Origin of the sequence: Plebeiibacterium marinum, assembly GCF_026013615.1 — a bacterium.
In the GTDB taxonomy this organism is placed as follows: Bacteria; Bacteroidota; Bacteroidia; order Bacteroidales; family Marinilabiliaceae; genus Saccharicrinis; species Saccharicrinis marinus_A.
Window position 1 is genome coordinate 22,833 of the sequence record NZ_JAPDPI010000002.1, and the last position, 17,708, is coordinate 40,540.

General features: G+C 38.8%; 14 protein-coding genes. 3 read left to right on the top strand and 11 right to left on the bottom strand.

Annotated features, from left to right (window positions below; all coding sequences use genetic code 11):
• Positions 1 to 3: 3 nt before the first annotated feature.
• The 11 genes from OM074_RS01315 to OM074_RS01365 all read right to left on the bottom strand — a co-directional run bounded on the left by OM074_RS01315 (position 4) and on the right by OM074_RS01365 (position 12,562).
• Positions 4 to 738: a cell division protein FtsQ/DivIB gene (locus tag OM074_RS01315; RefSeq protein WP_301197465.1), complete on the bottom strand. Its 735-nt coding sequence runs from the start codon at positions 736 to 738 to the stop codon at positions 4 to 6.
• 141 nt (positions 739 to 879) lie between these two features.
• Complete coding sequence (murC, locus tag OM074_RS01320) at positions 880 to 2,268, bottom strand: UDP-N-acetylmuramate--L-alanine ligase (RefSeq protein WP_301197466.1); 1,389 nt, start codon at positions 2,266 to 2,268, stop codon at positions 880 to 882.
• The gene (gene murG / locus OM074_RS01325; RefSeq protein ID WP_301197467.1) at positions 2,269 to 3,348 is read right to left on the bottom strand and encodes an undecaprenyldiphospho-muramoylpentapeptide beta-N-acetylglucosaminyltransferase; all 1,080 of its coding nucleotides are present in this window, start codon (positions 3,346 to 3,348) and stop codon (positions 2,269 to 2,271) included. It lies immediately after the preceding gene.
• A gap of 72 nt (positions 3,349 to 3,420) precedes the next feature.
• Positions 3,421 to 4,602, bottom strand: a complete 1,182-nt coding sequence (locus tag OM074_RS01330; RefSeq protein WP_301197468.1) for an FtsW/RodA/SpoVE family cell cycle protein — start codon at positions 4,600 to 4,602, stop codon at positions 3,421 to 3,423.
• A gap of 1 nt (position 4,603) precedes the next feature.
• Entirely contained in the window at positions 4,604 to 5,944 is a 1,341-nt protein-coding gene (gene murD / locus OM074_RS01335; RefSeq protein WP_301197469.1) for a UDP-N-acetylmuramoyl-L-alanine--D-glutamate ligase, read from the bottom strand.
• A 16-nt stretch (positions 5,945 to 5,960) separates the two neighbouring features.
• Positions 5,961 to 7,193 (bottom strand): phospho-N-acetylmuramoyl-pentapeptide-transferase, encoded by a 1,233-nt coding sequence (gene mraY / locus OM074_RS01340; protein WP_301197470.1) that lies wholly within the window; start codon positions 7,191 to 7,193, stop codon positions 5,961 to 5,963.
• A 19-nt stretch (positions 7,194 to 7,212) separates the two neighbouring features.
• On the bottom strand, positions 7,213 to 8,670 hold the full coding sequence (locus OM074_RS01345; RefSeq protein ID WP_301197471.1) for a UDP-N-acetylmuramoyl-L-alanyl-D-glutamate--2,6-diaminopimelate ligase: 1,458 nt from the start codon (positions 8,668 to 8,670) through the stop codon (positions 7,213 to 7,215).
• Between the two features lie 2 nt (positions 8,671 to 8,672).
• A complete protein-coding gene (locus OM074_RS01350) occupies positions 8,673 to 10,784 on the bottom strand; it encodes a penicillin-binding protein (RefSeq protein WP_301197472.1) in 2,112 nt (703 codons plus the stop codon).
• Between the two features lie 25 nt (positions 10,785 to 10,809).
• Complete coding sequence (locus OM074_RS01355; RefSeq protein ID WP_301197473.1) at positions 10,810 to 11,181, bottom strand: FtsL-like putative cell division protein; 372 nt, start codon at positions 11,179 to 11,181, stop codon at positions 10,810 to 10,812.
• Between the two features lie 2 nt (positions 11,182 to 11,183).
• On the bottom strand, positions 11,184 to 12,089 hold the full coding sequence (gene rsmH, locus OM074_RS01360; protein ID WP_301197474.1) for a 16S rRNA (cytosine(1402)-N(4))-methyltransferase RsmH: 906 nt from the start codon (positions 12,087 to 12,089) through the stop codon (positions 11,184 to 11,186).
• Positions 12,089 to 12,562 carry a division/cell wall cluster transcriptional repressor MraZ gene (locus OM074_RS01365; protein WP_301197475.1) on the bottom strand — a complete coding sequence of 158 codons (474 nt, stop codon included), beginning with the start codon at positions 12,560 to 12,562 and terminating at the stop codon, positions 12,089 to 12,091. Before OM074_RS01365 ends, rsmH begins: the two co-directional genes overlap by 1 nt.
• 367 nt (positions 12,563 to 12,929) lie before the next feature.
• Here OM074_RS01365 and glsA point away from each other — a divergent pair, with 367 nt between their 5' ends.
• From glsA to OM074_RS01380, 3 genes are all read left to right on the top strand, one after another.
• Positions 12,930 to 13,757 carry a lyso-glycine lipid O-acyltransferase GlsA gene (gene glsA, locus OM074_RS01370; protein ID WP_301197476.1) on the top strand — a complete coding sequence of 276 codons (828 nt, stop codon included), beginning with the start codon at positions 12,930 to 12,932 and terminating at the stop codon, positions 13,755 to 13,757.
• A 35-nt stretch (positions 13,758 to 13,792) separates the two neighbouring features.
• Complete coding sequence (gene glsB, locus OM074_RS01375) at positions 13,793 to 14,749, top strand: glycine N(alpha)-acyltransferase GlsB (protein WP_301197477.1); 957 nt, start codon at positions 13,793 to 13,795, stop codon at positions 14,747 to 14,749.
• Positions 14,750 to 14,968: 219 nt separating this feature from the next.
• A complete protein-coding gene (locus tag OM074_RS01380) occupies positions 14,969 to 17,617 on the top strand; it encodes a hypothetical protein (protein ID WP_301197478.1) in 2,649 nt (882 codons plus the stop codon).
• Positions 17,618 to 17,708: the final 91 nt, after the last annotated feature.

A 17,708-nucleotide genomic window follows, 5' to 3' on the forward strand; every position in this document is an offset into this window, starting at 1 on the left:
TTATTACTTTTTTGTACAAATTATCTGATCCTTATACTTCAAATTAATTTCTCTGTAATTATTCCATTCACGAGGGTGAAGCCCATGTGTATAAAACGCATAGAGATTCCTCATTTTTACGGCATAATTTTCAAGCGAACCCAGATAAACAATCTGGTCGCCCACTCTGGGAGCCAAAGAAAACTCCCCATTATTTTCAACATATATTTGTTCAATCTGCGAATTCCAAAAAGGATCACCTTCAATGAAACGGGCAAATTCAATAATTTCATTTAAACTATCCAGTGTATTAACATGACCACTTAACACAAGAGTATGGGCAGCAAACTGATTTGATAATGGCATTTTTTCACCTTCCTCATCAATATAGTATGAGTCGTAGCCAGAAAACACTCTTAACAAAGGTTTTCTTTGTCCAATAAAAACGTTCAGATTTCCACCAACAGTACAATAAGCCTCACACTCATTGATGGCATCATGCTTTTTCAGAAACGTCTCAATTTCTTCACAGTTTATATTTTCAACTTCACCTCCCAACAAGCGAGGATATTTATTTAATAAAACACTGCGTATCTGCGTCGAAGTCACGAACTGTGCATTAACACTATCTTTAACTTCTACAAGAACATGCGAGCAGACAACTTCACTTTTCCCTTTTGAAACAAATGCAAAAACAACAGGAAAAAATGCAATCAAAAGCATCCAAAGACTAATATTTCGTATTTTCTTAAAATTCATTTTACAAGGCCTGTATAAACCCTTTTAAATATAAACTTAATAACACACACCAGATAATCACTCATCCCTTATTTATAAACATTTACCAAAAATTTATTAACGTTTTGGCAAAAATCAATTCCAATATTTGTAAAACTCACTCTACAAATTGAACTTTTCTTTATAACTCTGTGTGATTTTGTCAATTTCCTTATCAATATCTCCTGCCCCCATCATCAATAAAACCTCAGGCTTCAATTGCTCCAAATTCTCAAACAATCCTTCTTTCGACGACAGTTTTTTCACAGGCAGATCAACCAATCCCAAAATCATATCAGAATTCACCCCTTCCATAGGCAACTCCCTTGCCGGATAAATATCCAACATCACCAACTCATTGAGCAGGCTTAAGCTCTGGGCAAATTCTTTATGGAAGTCATTTGTTCTTGAAAACAAATGAGGTTGAAAAACCCCGGTGATTTTTTTTTCAGGATACAATGCCCTTACTGAATTTACAGTTGCTTTTATTTCTTCCGGATGATGGGCATAATCGTCTATCAACACAAAACCTTCTGTTTTAATCCTGTAATCAAACCGCCTCCTGATACCCTTAAACTGCGGCAATGCAGTTCGCAACTCCTCAGATGTTGCTCCACACAACAACGCTGCGGCACAGGCTCCTACAGCATTTTCAACATTTACTAAAGCAGGAATACCCAACTTTAAACCACAACACTTTTCTTCAGGAGCATATAAATCAAAAACATATAAACCTCCTTCAAGCCTTATATTGTCGGCATAAAAATCAGCTGACGCATCACTTAAAGAATAAGTAAAAACAGAAACGCCCTCTCTTTTTGGAAACTCAAGATCAATTTCTTTTTTTGTCAACAAAATTCCTCCTGCCTGAACCAAGGAAGCAAATTCCTTAAACGACTCCTTAACTGAGGCATCTGTTCCATAAATATCTAAATGGTCAGCATCTGCAGATGACACCAACGCCAAAAAAGGCGTTAACTGCAGAAACGACCGATCGAACTCATCAGCTTCTAAAACAACATAATCTGATTTTGCAGAAGTCAATAAGTTGGTTTTATAATTTTGAGAAACCCCTCCCAAAAACGCACTACAATCAACACTGGACTGTTTCAACAAATGCGAGACCATAGTTGATATGGTTGTTTTTCCATGCGTTCCGGCTACACATACACCTTTATGCTCCCGGGTTAACATTCCCAACACCTGAGAACGCTTCTTTACCTCAAATCCATTATTAATAAAAAAACACAACTCACCATGATCCCTCGGAATAGCCGGAGTATATACAACAAGTGTTTTTTCGACATTCTTATATTCTTCGCTTACACTGGCTATATTATCTTCAAAATGTATTTCAATCCCCTCTTTTTCCAATTCGCCAGTAAGAATGGTAGGCGTACGATCATATCCTGCCACACAAAAGCCATTAGCTTTAAAATAGCGGGCCAGGGCACTCATTCCAATTCCCCCAATCCCTACAAAATAAACATTCCGAATCTTCTGTAAATCCATTTATACTAACTTCAATATTTCATCAACAATTTCATTTGCAGCATCAGGCTTGGCAAACTTAACTATATTCATTTGACAAGTGCTCATCCTGTCATCATCCTGTACCAACTCCAAAACCTCGCCAATTAACCTTTCCCGCACCTCACTATCTTTAACCAAGATTGCGGCACTTTCTTTAACCAAAGCTATCGCATTTTTAGTTTGATGATCTTCAGAAACATTTGGCGAAGGAACAAAAACCACTGCTTTTTGCAACAATGCCATTTCTGAGATAGATGATGCCCCTGCCCTGGAAACAACTACATCAGCCAATGCAAAGGCAGCTTCCATCTTATCGACGAATGCCATAATTTTTACATTTTTATTTTCCGGGACTGCCTTTTTTATATCTTCATAATAAAACTTGCCTGTCTGCCATATCAACTGAATATTCTGATCCAATAGTTTTTGATAACCGGCAAGAACACCTTCATTTACAGATCTAGCCCCCAAACTACCTCCTGTAACAAAAACAACTCTCTTATCCGGATCTAAATCAAAATACTTTGCAGCATCCCTCTTTTCAATCTTCTTTAATAAATTCTGTCTGACAGGGTTTCCTGTCAGAATTATTTTATCCTTTGGAAAAAACCTTTCCATATCGGGATAAGCCACACAAATCCTGCTTACTTTTTTGGATAATATTTTATTGGTAACACCCGGATACGAATTCTGCTCCTGGATAACACAGGGGATATTTCTATTGGATGCTACTCTTAAAACAGGACCACTGGCATACCCTCCAACCCCAACAACTACATCAGGATTAAAATCTTTCACCACCTTTCTGGCCTTTAACATACTTGATGCCAGCTTAAAAAAGAAAGTAATATTCTTAAACGTCAACCTACGCTGAAACCCAGCCACAGGAAGACCCACTATTTTATATCCGGCTGCCGGCACTTTTTCCATTTCCATCTTACCTTCGGCTCCAACGAAAAGAATGTCTATATTTTTATCTCTTTGTATAAGCGCATTGGCAATAGAAACTGCCGGAAAAATATGTCCCCCGGTTCCTCCGCCACTAATTATTACTCTCATATCCCTTTTAAGTTTGAAGTTGGAAGTATAAAATCTGAAGAGCGAAACTCCTTAATCCATACTTCTATAATTTTATATTTGCTGAGCTTCTTCCTTTAACCTCTGGGCTTCCTCCATATTAAACCTGCTTACACTCAAAATTGCGCCCATAGCCACACAGGTAAACAATATTGATGTACCTCCCATACTAACCAAAGGCAAAGGCTGACCCGTTACCGGGAAAATACCTACAGCAACACCCATATTGAAAAATCCCTGAAAAACGAGCAAATAGGATAGTCCAATAGCTAAAAATGCAGGGAATGTACGCGTACTTCCCCGAACAATAACACCTGCCCTGAACAAAAATACCACATAGCACATAATAATCAACAGTGCACCCATAGCCCCCCATTCCTCAACAATTATTGCAAAAATAAAATCACTATACGGATGTGGCAAGAAATTTCTTTGTTTACTGTTTCCGGGTCCCTTCCCCAAAATACCTCCTGTGGCCACAGCCATTTGGGCCTGGCGCGATTGATAGTTTCCATCTGAATCTGCCTCAACCTCATCTCCCCCCACAAAATTTTCGATTCTGGTTTTCCACGTTTCTGCCCTATGTAAAAAAGGCAAATATGGCGAAGCCAGGAAAACAATAACCACAAAACCAACAACAGCTCCTACTGTTGTAAACAAATATCTAAATGGCACTCGCCCAATAAACATCATCAAAAAGGCAATAAATCCAATTAAAAATGCTGTAGAAAAATCCTCTGTAAAAATCAGTCCACATACAACTCCCACATAAATCAATATGGGACGAAAAGCATCCCTTGCACCGTAATCTGCATCCTGATGGCGCGCCAATGTCCTGGCTATATACATGATCAATGCCAACTTAGCAATTTCGGAGGGTTGAAAGGACAGTCCCAAACCTGGCACGGTTAACCACCGCGATGCCTGGTTCAAACTCACCCCTGTTACCAGAGTAATAAACAACAGAACTATAGACACCCACAACAACAAGGTAGAATATTTAGCAAATATCCTGTAATCCATTTGATGAATACCCCAAATAAGTGCAATACCCACACATAAAAACGCAAAATGCTTAAACATGTAATAATAAGTATTTCCACCCTGATACTTATATGCCAAAGACCCTGTTGAGCTATAAACAGCAAGCAGTGAAACCGCTGCCAACACAGCAATCACTCCCCATAAGATTGGATCTCCCTTAAAATATTTTTGAAGACTGGCCTTTATTCCCATACTACAAATTCCTTACACACTCTTTAAACAACCGCCCTCGATGCTCATAATTTTCAAACAAATCAAAACTGGCACATGCCGGAGACAAAAGCACCGTATCCCCCTTATCTCCAAGATAGTAAGCCGATTTAACAGCCTCCTGCATCGAATTTGTCTCAACAATAGTAGGCACAATCCCCTTAAAGCTTTCCAGCAATTTGGCATTATCAACCCCTACACAAACTAAAGCTTTAACCTTTTGTGCGGCCAACTCTTTCAACTCACCATAATCATTCCCTTTGTCAACTCCACCAGCAATCCACACTACTTTTGTTTTCATGCTCTCCAGTGCATACCATGTTGAGTTTACATTTGTAGCCTTTGAGTCATTAATAAATTCCATACCCCGTACAGAAAGCACCCTTTCAAGACGATGCTCTACACCCTTAAAACTCAGCAAGCTTTCCCTGATCACAGGTTTGCGGATCTGAAACAAACGCGCTACTATACCCGCAGCCATCGTATTATATCGATTATGCTGCCCCTGAATGGCCAATTGTTCTACAAATACACTCATAACATCCTCCCTTTCTTTAAATTGGATTTCGTCATTTATACAAAAGGCTCCCTCACTAACTTCCTTAAAATTTGAAAAAGGAAACTGGCGAGCCTTTATATCTCTCTTTGCCAGTTCCTTTGTTATATTTTCATCATCCAGACAATAGATGAAACAATCATCATTTTTTTGATTTTGGACAACCCTAAACTTACTCTGGATATAGTTCTCCATCTTATAATCGTACCTATCCAAATGATCAGGTGTAATATTCATCAACACTGCTATATCTGCCCTAAACTGATACATCCCATCAAGCTGAAAACTGCTTAATTCCAAAACATACCATTCTTTATCATCTCCCAAAGCAATCTGACGGGCAAGGCTTTGTCCAATATTGCCAGCAAGACCTACATTCACCCCTGCTGTTTTTAAAATATGATAGGTAAGCAAGGTTGTAGTAGTTTTTCCATTACTTCCAGTAATGCATACATATTTAGCCTTACTAAACCTGGATGCAAACTCAATCTCAGAAATAACCTCAATGCCCTTTTCCCTTAATTCTCCAATCATAAGAACTGTATCCGGAATCCCAGGACTTTTAACTACAACATCAGCGTTAAATATTTTCTCTCTGGTATGCTGCTTTGATTCATATAAAACCCCTGCATTATCCAATTCATCCTTAAATATATCCTTTAGCTCCCCCAAGTCAGACACAAAAACATCAAAACCCTGCTTTTGCGCCAACAAGGCAGCACCAACACCACTTTCTCCAGCTCCTAATATGACAACGCGCTTACTCATTTACAACCTTTTGCTCTTATCTGATTTTTAACGTAACAACAGCCAAAACAGCCAATAAAATCCCAACAATCCAGAATCGGGTAACAATTTTTGATTCGGTATATCCCTTTTTTTGGTAATGGTGATGAAGCGGTGCCATTTTAAACACTCTTCGCCCTTCTCCATATTTCTTTTTTGTATACTTAAACCAGGAAACCTGGATCATCACAGATATATTTTCCACCAGAAAGATTCCACATAGAATTGGAATCAATAATTCTGTTTTAATGATGATAGCAAAAACTGCAATAATTCCTCCAAGCGTCAAACTACCGGTATCTCCCATAAACACTTGCGCAGGAAAAGAATTGTACCATAAAAAGCCAATAGTTGCTCCAATAAAAGCCGCCATAAAAATCACCAGCTCTTCTGATTGAGGGATATACATAATATTCAAATAATCGGCCCAAACTGTATTACTGGATACATATGCCAGAATACCAAGCGTTGTTCCTATTATGGCCGAAGTTCCAGTAGCCAGACCATCGAGCCCATCTGTCATATTGGCTCCATTTGAAACTGCTGTAATAATAAAGATGACTGCCAATACAAACACCACCCATCCCCATTTAGCAGCACTTTCGCCCATAAAGGAAACGAACCATGCATAATCAAAACGGTTATTTTTCATAAATGGGATAGTAGTCTTGGTACTTTTTATATCAACTGTTGCGGGACGTACTTCTGTTGTGCCATCTTCCAACTGCACCTCTATGGTTTCTCCCGGAACCTTTTCTCTAACAACCACAGAATCATTAAAATACAAAGTTAATCCTACAATTAAACCAAGTCCTATTTGTCCTACAATTTTAAATCTCCCGGCTAAACCTTCCTTATTCTTTTTAAATACCTTGATATAATCATCCAAAAAACCAATAGTCCCTAACCAAACAGTTGACACAAGCATTAAAATGATATAAACATTATCAAGCTTTCCGAACAATAAAACAGGGATAATAATCGAAGTAATGATAATGATCCCTCCCATGGTTGGAGTTCCCTTTTTCTCATACTGTCCTTCCAGGTTTAAATCGCGCACTACTTCACCAATTTGCTTTTTCTGAAGCAGTTTAATAACCCTTTTCCCATAAATTGTACCGATCAACAAAGAAAAGATCACGGCCATCCCTGAACGGAATGATATATATTGAAACATCCCTGCTCCGGGAATATCCATTTGCTCGAGTAATTCGAAAATATAGTATAGCATTTATATAATTATTTAAATGTTATTGCATATCAAAAATTTCTTTTATCACTTCACGATCATCAAAATGATGTTTTACACCATTTATTTCCTGATAATCTTCGTGCCCTTTTCCTGCCACCAGGATAATATCTCCACGCTTCGATATAAGTATGGCTGTTTTGATCGCCTCTTTACGGTCGGTAATCGAAACAACCTTAATGCGGTTTTTAAAATCAATCCCTTCCATCATTTCTTCAATTATGGTTTGCGGATTCTCTGAACGGGGATTGTCAGATGTCAAAATAACCTTTGAACTTCCGTCAACCGACACTTTTGCCATCTCAGGTCTTTTGGTTTTATCCCGGTCGCCACCAGCACCCACAACAGTAATTAAATCCTGTCCCGGCTGACGAATTTGATTAATGGTTTCTATTACATTTTTCAAAGCATCAGGCGTATGCGCATAATCCACAATGGCCGTTACCCCATTAGAAGACCTGATAGTCTGGAACCTACCATCTACAGAATGCAATTTGCTCAACGAAAGCAAAACCTCATCCGCAGGTCGTCCCAACTTGATTGCAGCACCATAAACCGCAAGCAGGTTTTGGGCATTAAACTTTCCTATAAAAGGTGTCCATACCTCCTGATTGTTTATCAACAGCTGCATCCCCTCAAACATACTCTCAATAATCTTGGCTTTAAAATCGCCCATACTTCTTATTGAATAGGTATTGATATCAGCCTTACAATTCTGCACCATCACCATCCCATTCTTATCATCCACATTAACCAGTGCAAAAGCCTCTTTCGAAAGACTATCAAAAAACTGCTTTTTTGCTTTTATGTAGGCATCAAATGTTTTGTGGTAATCGAGGTGGTCATGCGACAAGTTGGTAAAAATACCCCCCATATATTTCAAGCCCGCAATACGTTTTTGATCAATGGCATGTGAGCTTACTTCCATAAAGCAATACTGACACCCCGCATCAACCATTTCGCGCATTATTTTATTCAACGCAACAGGATCTGGCGTGGTATGAGTAGAATCAAGCCTCCTGGCACCTATATAATTAGCCACTGTACTAAACAAACCTGCCTCAAATCCCATATTACGAAACAACTCATAAAGAAGAGTAGCTATTGTTGTTTTCCCGTTAGTACCGGTTACTCCTACCAACTCCAACTCTTGCGATGGATTGCCATAAAACCCAGAAGCAATTTCTCCAAGAGCCAACGCCGAGTCCTCAACAACAACAAAAGGTATGTTCTCATATTTTTCCTGTGGCACATTTTCACAAAGCACAGCACTACAGCCATTAGCTACAGCTTTAGCTATATAATCATGCCCATCAACATGCACACCCTTTACTGCCACAAACAATGTTGACTCAACTGCTTTTCTGGAATCAAAAGTAATCTCATTAAACAGAACCTGATTGTTACCTATCAGCTCTTTTACCTTTGTCCATTCATATATTTTATTTACACCAACCATGCCTATCCTAGCTTTATAAATATCCTTTCACCATTCTTCAACCTACTCCCAGCCCTCACGGACTGCTCCACAACCTTGCCCCTTCCGGAAACAATTACCTTTAGTCCAAGATTTTCCAAAAGCGAAACAGCATCTTTAGCCCCCATTCCTTTCACATTTGGCACCAATCCTTTGGCAAACACTTTTCTATCAAAATCCACTTTGTGCTCCTGAGCCGTTGTCGAAATCCAGTCCGACTCCACATCCTCACCTTCTATGGCAACATTCAACCTCTCAAAAACAGTTAGCAAATCATCCTTTTTACCACCCTTTGAATATGGCAGAATTCCTGAATCCGGCACTTTACCTACGCGCTCATCCATCATAGCAAAGCTTGTTGCATATACGCGGTCTGCAATATCCTTAAATACTTTCCCGGCAACTACATTACCATAAAATCCATTACTAGTAGGCCCATTAACAACAACAATACACGAATACTTAGGCCTGTCAGCCGGAAAATAACCACAAAAAGAAGCCTGATATTCAACCCCACTCCCACCTTTATAACCCTTTGAACCTTTAGCAATCTGTGCAGTTCCTGTTTTACCGGCGATCTTGTAATTATCATTCTTAATATTTTTTGCCGTACCCCTTTCAACCACACCAATCAACAATTCATGCACTTTTTCAATAGTAGACAATGAACATATAGACGGATTCAACACAACAGGATCATAAGATTCCACAAGTTCGCCATGTCTATAAATACCTTTTACAAAATGGGGCTTTACCATTTTTCCATTATTGGCAACGGCATTATAAAAATTAAGTGTTTGAAGAGGCGTTAACTTTGATTCATACCCAATAGAAATCCAAGGTAAAGAAACCCCTGACCATGTTTCTGATCCTGGATATTTGATAAAAGGATCCCCTTCACCTTTTATTTCAAGGCCAATCTTTTCATTGAGACCCATAGAATAAATCCTGTCTATATATTTTTTAGGATCAGATTTATAATTGGCTACAATCATTTTCGAAATCCCCACATTAGAAGAATATTCAAAAACCTGACGGTTTGTAATCGTGCCATAGCCTCCATGATGGCTATCCCGCATTACCCGATCATAAAACTTACAATAGCCTTTACCCGTATCTATAGAATCTTCCAGGTTCAGCAAACCATCCTCCAAAGCCACCATAACACTGGCCAACTTAAAGGTTGATCCGGGCTCTGTAGCCTCCCCAATGGCATAATTAAAATAATCCTCAACATAATTACCAGGACTTTTACGATGTAAGTTTACAATAGCTTTTATTTCTCCTGTCTGAACCTCCATTAAAATTGCACACCCATGATGGGCATTATGCTTAATCAGTTGCTGACGAAGTGAACTTTCTGCTACATCCTGGATTTCAATATCAATGGAAGTTAGGATATCATTTCCATTTTGAGGAGGCATCACCTCTTCTGGTACCCAGTGCCCTGAAATTCGGGTAAAAGTACTCACCCCATTTTTACCTTTCAGCTCATGGTCATAAGCCCTTTCCAGTCCAACCATCCCTCCTTTTTCCTTCTCCCCGTAAAGCTTTCCTATAGTACGAGAGGCTAAAACACCAAATGGAAGCTTGCGCTGATCAAGCATTTCCGGCAGGAATCCACCCTTATTTTTCCCTAATCTGAAAATAGGAAACTGTTTTACCTGTTTTAAATCCGTAAAAGATATCCTTTTATGATGTATTCGGTAATACCGCCGTCCCTTTTGGCGAGCTACAGAAAGCTCTTTTTTGTATGCCTGAGAAGACTTATCACCGAAAAACCTTGACAAACAGATACTCAGGCTATCCACATCCCGATTAAAAATCTCATCGGTAAGACCATGCGCCATCATATCCATATACAAGCGATAACTTGGAACCGAACAGGCCAGCTTGCGACCATCAGAAGCCAGTATATTTCCTCTATTTGCTTCTATTTCCCGTTCTTTACTAGTCAACACCTGCTCCATGGAACGCCACTTTTCACCCTCAACTACCTGAAGGTAAACCACCCTGACAAAAACAATAACAGCCAGCACCACCAAACTTAGGTATATTACCCCAACACGCCATGTTATGTCTCTCTTAATTGTCATCTATATATTTTGTACTCAATTAGGTTTACTTTTTAATCACAATTCTCCTGGGAGGTTCTGTCAGCTCATCCAACTCAACCCCTGCTGCATTTACCTTTTCCCGGATTACCGATTGCTTACTGATATACATCAAATCAGAAGAAGTGGTAATAGCCTCAATCCTTAACTCCTGGATTTCTTTATTTAATGTAGCCGCTTCCTTTAACAGTTTTTCAACTTTAAAATGGTTTGAGATATAAGAAAACGCCAGTACAATCAGAAACAAAAAATAAGGCAACTGCTTTACAACAACCTCCTTTGTAAAAATCCTCCCTGACACAAAGTCGCGCAGGGTAATTTTTTTAAAAGCCTCATCCCCGGAACCAACAAACTCCTTATCTCTCTTTTTTCTGGTCATGACTACAACTTTTCTGAGATCCGCAATTTTGCACTTCTTGAACGCGTATTTTCCTCTAGCTCTTTTGCTGTAGGTAAAATTGGCTTTCTGCTTATGGCTTTAAACGGAACCAGGCTTTTGCCAAAAAAATCCTGATCTGCCTGAGCTTTATCGCAATCACCACTTTTCATGAAGTTTTTTACCAACCTATCTTCAAGTGAATGATACGAAATAACCACCAAACGACCACCTGGAGCCAACACCTCTTTGGTCTGCATCAGCATCTCTTTCAAGGCCTCCATCTCACGGTTCACTTCTATTCTTAAAGCCTGAAAAACTTTAGCTAAAAACTTATTCTTTTCCCGGGAAGGCACACAAGGCTCTGCAACCTCGAGCAAGTCTGATATCATTTTAAACGGAGATGATTGCCGACGTGCCAAAATACCACGAACCAGCTTACCTGCATTTTTTATTTCGCCGTAGTTTTTAAAAATCCTGAACAGATCATCCTCTTCATATTCGTTCAATACCTCATCAGCTTTTAATGTAGCCTGCTTGTTCATGCGCATATCCAACTCCCCCTCAAAACGGAACGAGAATCCACGCTCTGGCGTATCAAAGTGATGAGATGACACACCCAAATCTGCCAGTATACCATCTACATGATCAATATCCAGATATTGTAAAAAATGCTTTAGGTAACGAAAATTATGGCGAACAAAGATCAGTCGCTCGTCATCGGGACGGTTTGCATAGGCATCCTCATCCTGATCGAACACAATCATTTTGCCCCCCTTTAGATGTTTTAAAATCTCTTTGGTATGCCCACCCCCTCCAAAAGTAAGGTCAACATAAACTCCATTTTCTTTTAGGTTTAAGCCATCAATACATTCTTGCAGCAAAACCGGTATGTGATATACATCTCCCATTATTCAGTCTCCTTTTCCCGGTTATCATAACTTCCTAATATTTTCTCAGCCATCAATGCCAACTCCCCTTCTCCAAGCTCATCACTTTCGTAAACAGATTTACTCCACAATTCAATCTTCCTGTCTACACCCACCAACACCATCTCTTTGGGCACATTAATTTTCTCCATCAACCGCTTGGGCAAAAGCATCCTTCCGTTTGAATCAAAAGTAACTTCAGCAGCCCCTCTAAAATACTGACGATAGAATTTATTCTCTGCACGGTTGTACATGTTCACGCGAGACCTGATTTCATTCATTTCCTCCTCCCATTCCGGATAGGGAGATAAAACCAAACACTCTTCAAACAGATCTTTTCTCACCACAAAACGGTTCTCTTCCATGGCGTTCATTGCCTTTTTAAAAAGAGAAGGCAACACGATCCGTCCTTTAGCATCAGCTTTACAAACAAAATCTCCTATAAATGTGGCCATTACGATTGTGGTTTATTCGGCGTAAAAATAAAACATTTTTAAACCACTATCAACCACTTTAATCCACTTTCTTACACTTTGTTGATAAGTTTTTTCAATAACAGATCACCAGATCAAAAACAAAACACACTACACCTAATGTCAAAATACACAATATCAACAACTTAACACCATTCAAGACATTCCTTTAACACTATCATTGTCAATACAATAAATACCAATAAAGAATTGATGTCTGAGGATAAAAAAAATCACAACCACATAAAAATTCACCAATCTAAACTGACAAAACTCATTTTTCTACCGTTTTCATCATGATGTTTACTTTTTTTTTTCTAAAATTGAGCTCTTATTGAGAATTGGTACGATGGAGAACAAGAATACTGCAATTACCAAAATTGATATTGACAAGGTATTTAAGGATAAAAACCCTGGATTATATAAAGTTTTACCAGGCTTTATCTTACGATATCTTAAAAAGGTAATTCACCAGGATGATCTAAATGGAATTCTAAAAAAATTCCCGGATAGCTACAATGTTGATTTTGGTAACAGGTGCAAAGAATTATTTGGAGTTACCAGCTCCTCTGAAGGATTAGACAAGATCCCCAAAGATGGCCGTTATTTATTTGTTTCGAACCACCCCCTTGGCGGTCTGGATGGAATAATATTTTTAACTGAAGTTGGAGCCATTTTTGAAAATATAAAATTTCCGGTTAACGACATCTTGTTGCAAATTGGACGGTACAATGACATTTTTGTACCCATTAACAAACACGGAGGACAGGCAAAGGAAGCTGCCAGAATGATTGAAAACGCCTTCAAATCAGAAGCTCAAATGCTATACTTCCCAGCAGGATTAGTATCCAGGAAACAAGGCAACCAAATTAAGGATCTGGAATGGAAACCAGCTTTTATTAAAAAAGCCATTCAGCACAAACGCGATGTTGTTCCTGTTCATATCAGCGGAAACAATTCAAAGTTCTTCTACAACTTATCCTATATAAGGAAAAAACTGGGCATCAAAGCTAACATTGAGATGCTTTACCTGGTTGACGAAATGTTTAAGTTTAAAAACAAGAATGTAAAACTAACTTTTGGTAATCCTATACCGTGGGAAACCTTTGCAAAAGAAGGTACCCCCAAAACATGGGCCGAAAAAATAAAGGAAACCGTCTACAGCTTACCAAAATAAGTTTAATTTTGTAGCTCAATTTATCTATATAATACATGGATTCTATTAAACCAATTATTGAACCGGTTGAAAAATCAAAACTGGAAGCAGAGTTAACTAAAGAAAGATTTGTTCGCAACACCAACAAGGGAGGCAACAAAATATATGATTTCGCAGGAAACGAAGCTCCCAACTTAATGAGAGAAGTGGGTCGCTTGCGTGAAGAATCATTTCGTCAGGCAGGTGGGGGAACAGGAAAAGAAGCCGACATTGACGACTATGACTTGGCCGAAGTCCCTTACAGACAATTGATAGTGTGGGATCCAGAAGAAAAAGAAATTTTAGGAGGATACCGCTATATCATGGGCAACACCATCCCTCGTGACGAAAACGGCAATGTAAAACTGGCAACCTCACGTCTTTTCCATTTTTCGCAAAAGTTTTTGGATGAGTTTTTCCCCCACACCATTGAACTGGGAAGATCATTCGTTCAACCTCAATACCAAAGCAGTAAGCATGGGGCCAAAAGCCTGTTTGCCCTGGACAACCTTTGGGATGGATTGGGATCCCTGATTGTTAACAATCCCGAAATGAAATACTTCTTCGGTAAAGTAACAATGTATACACATTTCAACCAGGAAGCCAGGGATCTCATCCTGAGCTTTATGAACAAATACTTCAGAGATAAAGACAAACTGGTATATCCTTTGGATGAATTCAAGGTGAAAATCGGTTTATCTGACGAAAAAGTTAAGGAGATATTCAAAGGTCCTACCTTTGTTGAAGACTATAAAATTTTGAACAGGATGGTTAGAGAACTGGGAGAATCAATCCCTCCGTTGGTAAATGCCTACATGAACCTCTCACCATCAATGCGCTCATTCGGAACTGCCGTGAACGACCGCTTTGGCGATGTTGAAGAAACCGGTATCATCATCACTATCAATGAGTTTAACAAGGCAAAAACAGAACGCCATGTAGAAACTTACAACCCTAACGACACACACGAATAAGGGATCGTTTATAATTTAAAGCAGAGAGCTTTTAGCCTGTAACATATAGTTCATAGCCAATAGCTTTTAATGCAACCTCATAAAAATATTATAATCAAAAAAAACGCTGTTTCAGAAATGGAACAGCGTTTTTTATTAAAAAAGACAGCATCACTTTTTGCTTAGTCAAAAATCTGAAATATATTTACTTATAAAAACTTACATTCAACTTATCATACTATGAAAACTAAACAATTTCTTCTGGTATTAACTACTCTTTTCATTACATTTTGCAATGTACTTGCCCAGATAGACGAAAAAGACCCATTTGAGGAGATGAACCGCAGATACGAGGCTAAAATGGACAAGATGCATCAGGATTACGAAAACAAGATGAAGCAAATGGAAGCCGAGTATGCTGCCCACATCAAAGAAATGAACGAAGCTTTTGAAAAATACCTGGGACAAAACTTCACTGAAGTGGAGCAAAAAAAAGAAGTTGAAAAACCCAAAGAGGCACCAAAACCAATAGACCAACCAGTTTATAAACCCATAAAAATATCTGACCCCAAAAAAGACCTTGCACCCATCCCGGCCCCCATTACCCCAAAAATTGCATTAAGTGAAGCTCCCGCATACTCTATTGCCCCCATAGTTCAACAACCCGAAGAATCAGACAACTTCAAACAAAACATTAGCGTTGACTTTTTTGAAACAGAAGTTTCCCTGAATATTGATTCCAGAATGAAATCGTTAAGCCTGGCCTCGGTATCTCCAGATAACTTTGCCAATTACTGGAAAGAGTTTACCAAAACCTATTATCAGGTTTATATTGAGTCGATGATGGATTTTGCAGCCCAGGCCAACCTAAACGACTGGGGCATCTATCAACTAATAAACAAAACATCAAAAACACTTTATACATCGTCCAACAACCAGGAACTTTGGAAATGGGCTATGTTGAACCAGGCTGGATACCAGGCAAAAATTGGATATAATGGAAATACCGTATGCCTGATGCTCCCGTTCATTCAGGAAGTTTATGAAAAACCATACTATTATATTAACGGATACAACTACTATTTAATCGACAATAAGTTAGGCAAAAAAAACCTCTATACTTACGAAGAAAACTTTGGCGGAGCCACAAAAGCCATCGACCTGCACCTTCCTTACGCATTGAACCTGAGCAACAGCAAAACTATTGTTAAAAAAACAACCCTTCCAAACGAAAGCTCTCCTCTTGAGCTACATATGAACAAGTCGAACATGTTGTTCCTGGCAAGCTTCCCACAAACCAATAACAAGGTATATCTGGAAGCAGCCATGTCAGGAACAGTGAAGGATGAGCTATACGATTACATCCGTCCCCGAATAAAAGACATGAGCGAAACAGAAGCCGTTTCCTATTTACTAAAGTATTTACACAACTCATTCCAATACAAAACCGACCGCGACCAGTTTGGCAAAGAAAAGATGTTTTTTCCGGATGAAATTTTCTATTATCCATACTCCGATTGCGAAGACAGAACTGTATTATTTACCAGATTAGTAGGCGATTTAATTGGTTTAGATGCCGTAGCCCTTACTTACTTCAGCCACATGGCCGCGGCTGTTTCATTTTCACAACCGGTAGAAGGATACAACTTTGTTGTTGGCGATAAAAATTACACTATTTGCGACCCTACATACATTAATGCACCCATTGGATCGGTAATGCCTGAGTACAAAGATTACACTCCAATAGCCATTAAAATAAACAACAATAGCCAGATGAATAACATTTGGCAAATGATTGCCCAAAGCATAGAAGCCAACAACAAAGGAAATATATTCATCAACAACCGAACAATTGCCGAAAATGGCAAGTACATTGTTTCCGGATGGTATGATAGTGACATTCAGATAGGCGACAAAAACTTCTCGTCGCACAATGGTACCCGCGATTTATGGTTTGCAACCTTTGATAACAAAGGGGACATGGAATGGTTTTTACCTGTAAATTGCTCTAATTTTGGATTTACACAAGCTTTCAATGTAGGCAAAAAAGGAAACGTATACGCTCTTATTAACTATGCCGGAGCAATAAGTATCAGTAACCGCAGAATTTGCCAGAGCGAACAATCTGCCCATTTAATTTTAGGAATATCCAACAGAGCACAGACCATTTTACATGAAAATATTGACTTTGAAGCTCCTGAAGGTAAGAAACTGGCTTTTTACGGCAAGTTCAGGCCTGATGGCACAAAAGTAGATTTAGTTTCCTTCCCAACCGACAAGGTTCGCTTTGATTCTAAAATCACTGTCGATTCGCAAAACGACATCGTTGTAAGAGGAATTGTTGGAGAAATTGAGGGGCTTACCAAAGATGTGCCCATTACATTAACCACAAGCACTTACAGCACCGAAGATCAACTCGAATCCTTTATCGACGATTATAAAACACAATCATTCAACAAACATATGGTTCCGTTATTTGCAGCTTTAAAAATACTATCTCAAAACGGAGGTAGCTTTAGCGGCATCAATGTTCGTAATCTCATCAATAAAAACAACCCAAGCTTCCCAAAAAACAATCCAGGCATTTACGAAAGTTTGTTACGAATGCAGTTTGTTGTAAACAAAGGTGGCGTAGTAAAAATCGAAACCTACAAAGGCAAAAAGATCTCTCTTGATGCCATGAACATTGAAAACAATGCCAACATGCAAATTGTAAATACTTCGGCAACCAGCTATAAGCTTAATTTTTTAAATGGAGTCCAGGTTGGAAAAGCTTTTATATGGTTTGATTTAAATTCAATTTCGTTAGATAAAACCGGCGATATGGTTTTTGATTACGACGATGACCATACTAAGAAAAATTTCAAGATTGAGGATATTTTAGACTAAAGCATATCTAATAAAAAATGCCGAAAAGCAATTTTACCAACTAAAATGCTTTTCGGCAAAAGCTTTTTTTGAAACGCTTGCTCAATATCCC

What these genes read in the sequence shown, in the direction of transcription:
- OM074_RS01315 (WP_301197465.1), bottom strand. Translation starts at nt 738, where the DNA reads ATGAATTTTAAGAAAATACGAAATATTAGTCTTTGGATGCTTTTGATT.
- murC (WP_301197466.1), bottom strand. Translation starts at nt 2,268, where the DNA reads ATGGATTTACAGAAGATTCGGAATGTTTATTTTGTAGGGATTGGGGGA.
- murG (WP_301197467.1), bottom strand. Translation starts at nt 3,348, where the DNA reads ATGAGAGTAATAATTAGTGGCGGAGGAACCGGGGGACATATTTTTCCG.
- OM074_RS01330 (WP_301197468.1), bottom strand. Translation starts at nt 4,602, where the DNA reads ATGGGAATAAAGGCCAGTCTTCAAAAATATTTTAAGGGAGATCCAATC.
- murD (WP_301197469.1), bottom strand. Translation starts at nt 5,944, where the DNA reads ATGAGTAAGCGCGTTGTCATATTAGGAGCTGGAGAAAGTGGTGTTGGT.
- mraY (WP_301197470.1), bottom strand. Translation starts at nt 7,193, where the DNA reads ATGCTATACTATATTTTCGAATTACTCGAGCAAATGGATATTCCCGGA.
- OM074_RS01345 (WP_301197471.1), bottom strand. Translation starts at nt 8,670, where the DNA reads ATGGTTGGTGTAAATAAAATATATGAATGGACAAAGGTAAAAGAGCTG.
- OM074_RS01350 (WP_301197472.1), bottom strand. Translation starts at nt 10,784, where the DNA reads ATGACAATTAAGAGAGACATAACATGGCGTGTTGGGGTAATATACCTA.
- OM074_RS01355 (WP_301197473.1), bottom strand. Translation starts at nt 11,181, where the DNA reads ATGACCAGAAAAAAGAGAGATAAGGAGTTTGTTGGTTCCGGGGATGAG.
- rsmH (WP_301197474.1), bottom strand. Translation starts at nt 12,089, where the DNA reads ATGGGAGATGTATATCACATACCGGTTTTGCTGCAAGAATGTATTGAT.
- OM074_RS01365 (WP_301197475.1), bottom strand. Translation starts at nt 12,562, where the DNA reads ATGGCCACATTTATAGGAGATTTTGTTTGTAAAGCTGATGCTAAAGGA.
- glsA (WP_301197476.1), top strand. Translation starts at nt 12,930, where the DNA reads ATGGAGAACAAGAATACTGCAATTACCAAAATTGATATTGACAAGGTA.
- glsB (WP_301197477.1), top strand. Translation starts at nt 13,793, where the DNA reads ATGGATTCTATTAAACCAATTATTGAACCGGTTGAAAAATCAAAACTG.
- OM074_RS01380 (WP_301197478.1), top strand. Translation starts at nt 14,969, where the DNA reads ATGAAAACTAAACAATTTCTTCTGGTATTAACTACTCTTTTCATTACA.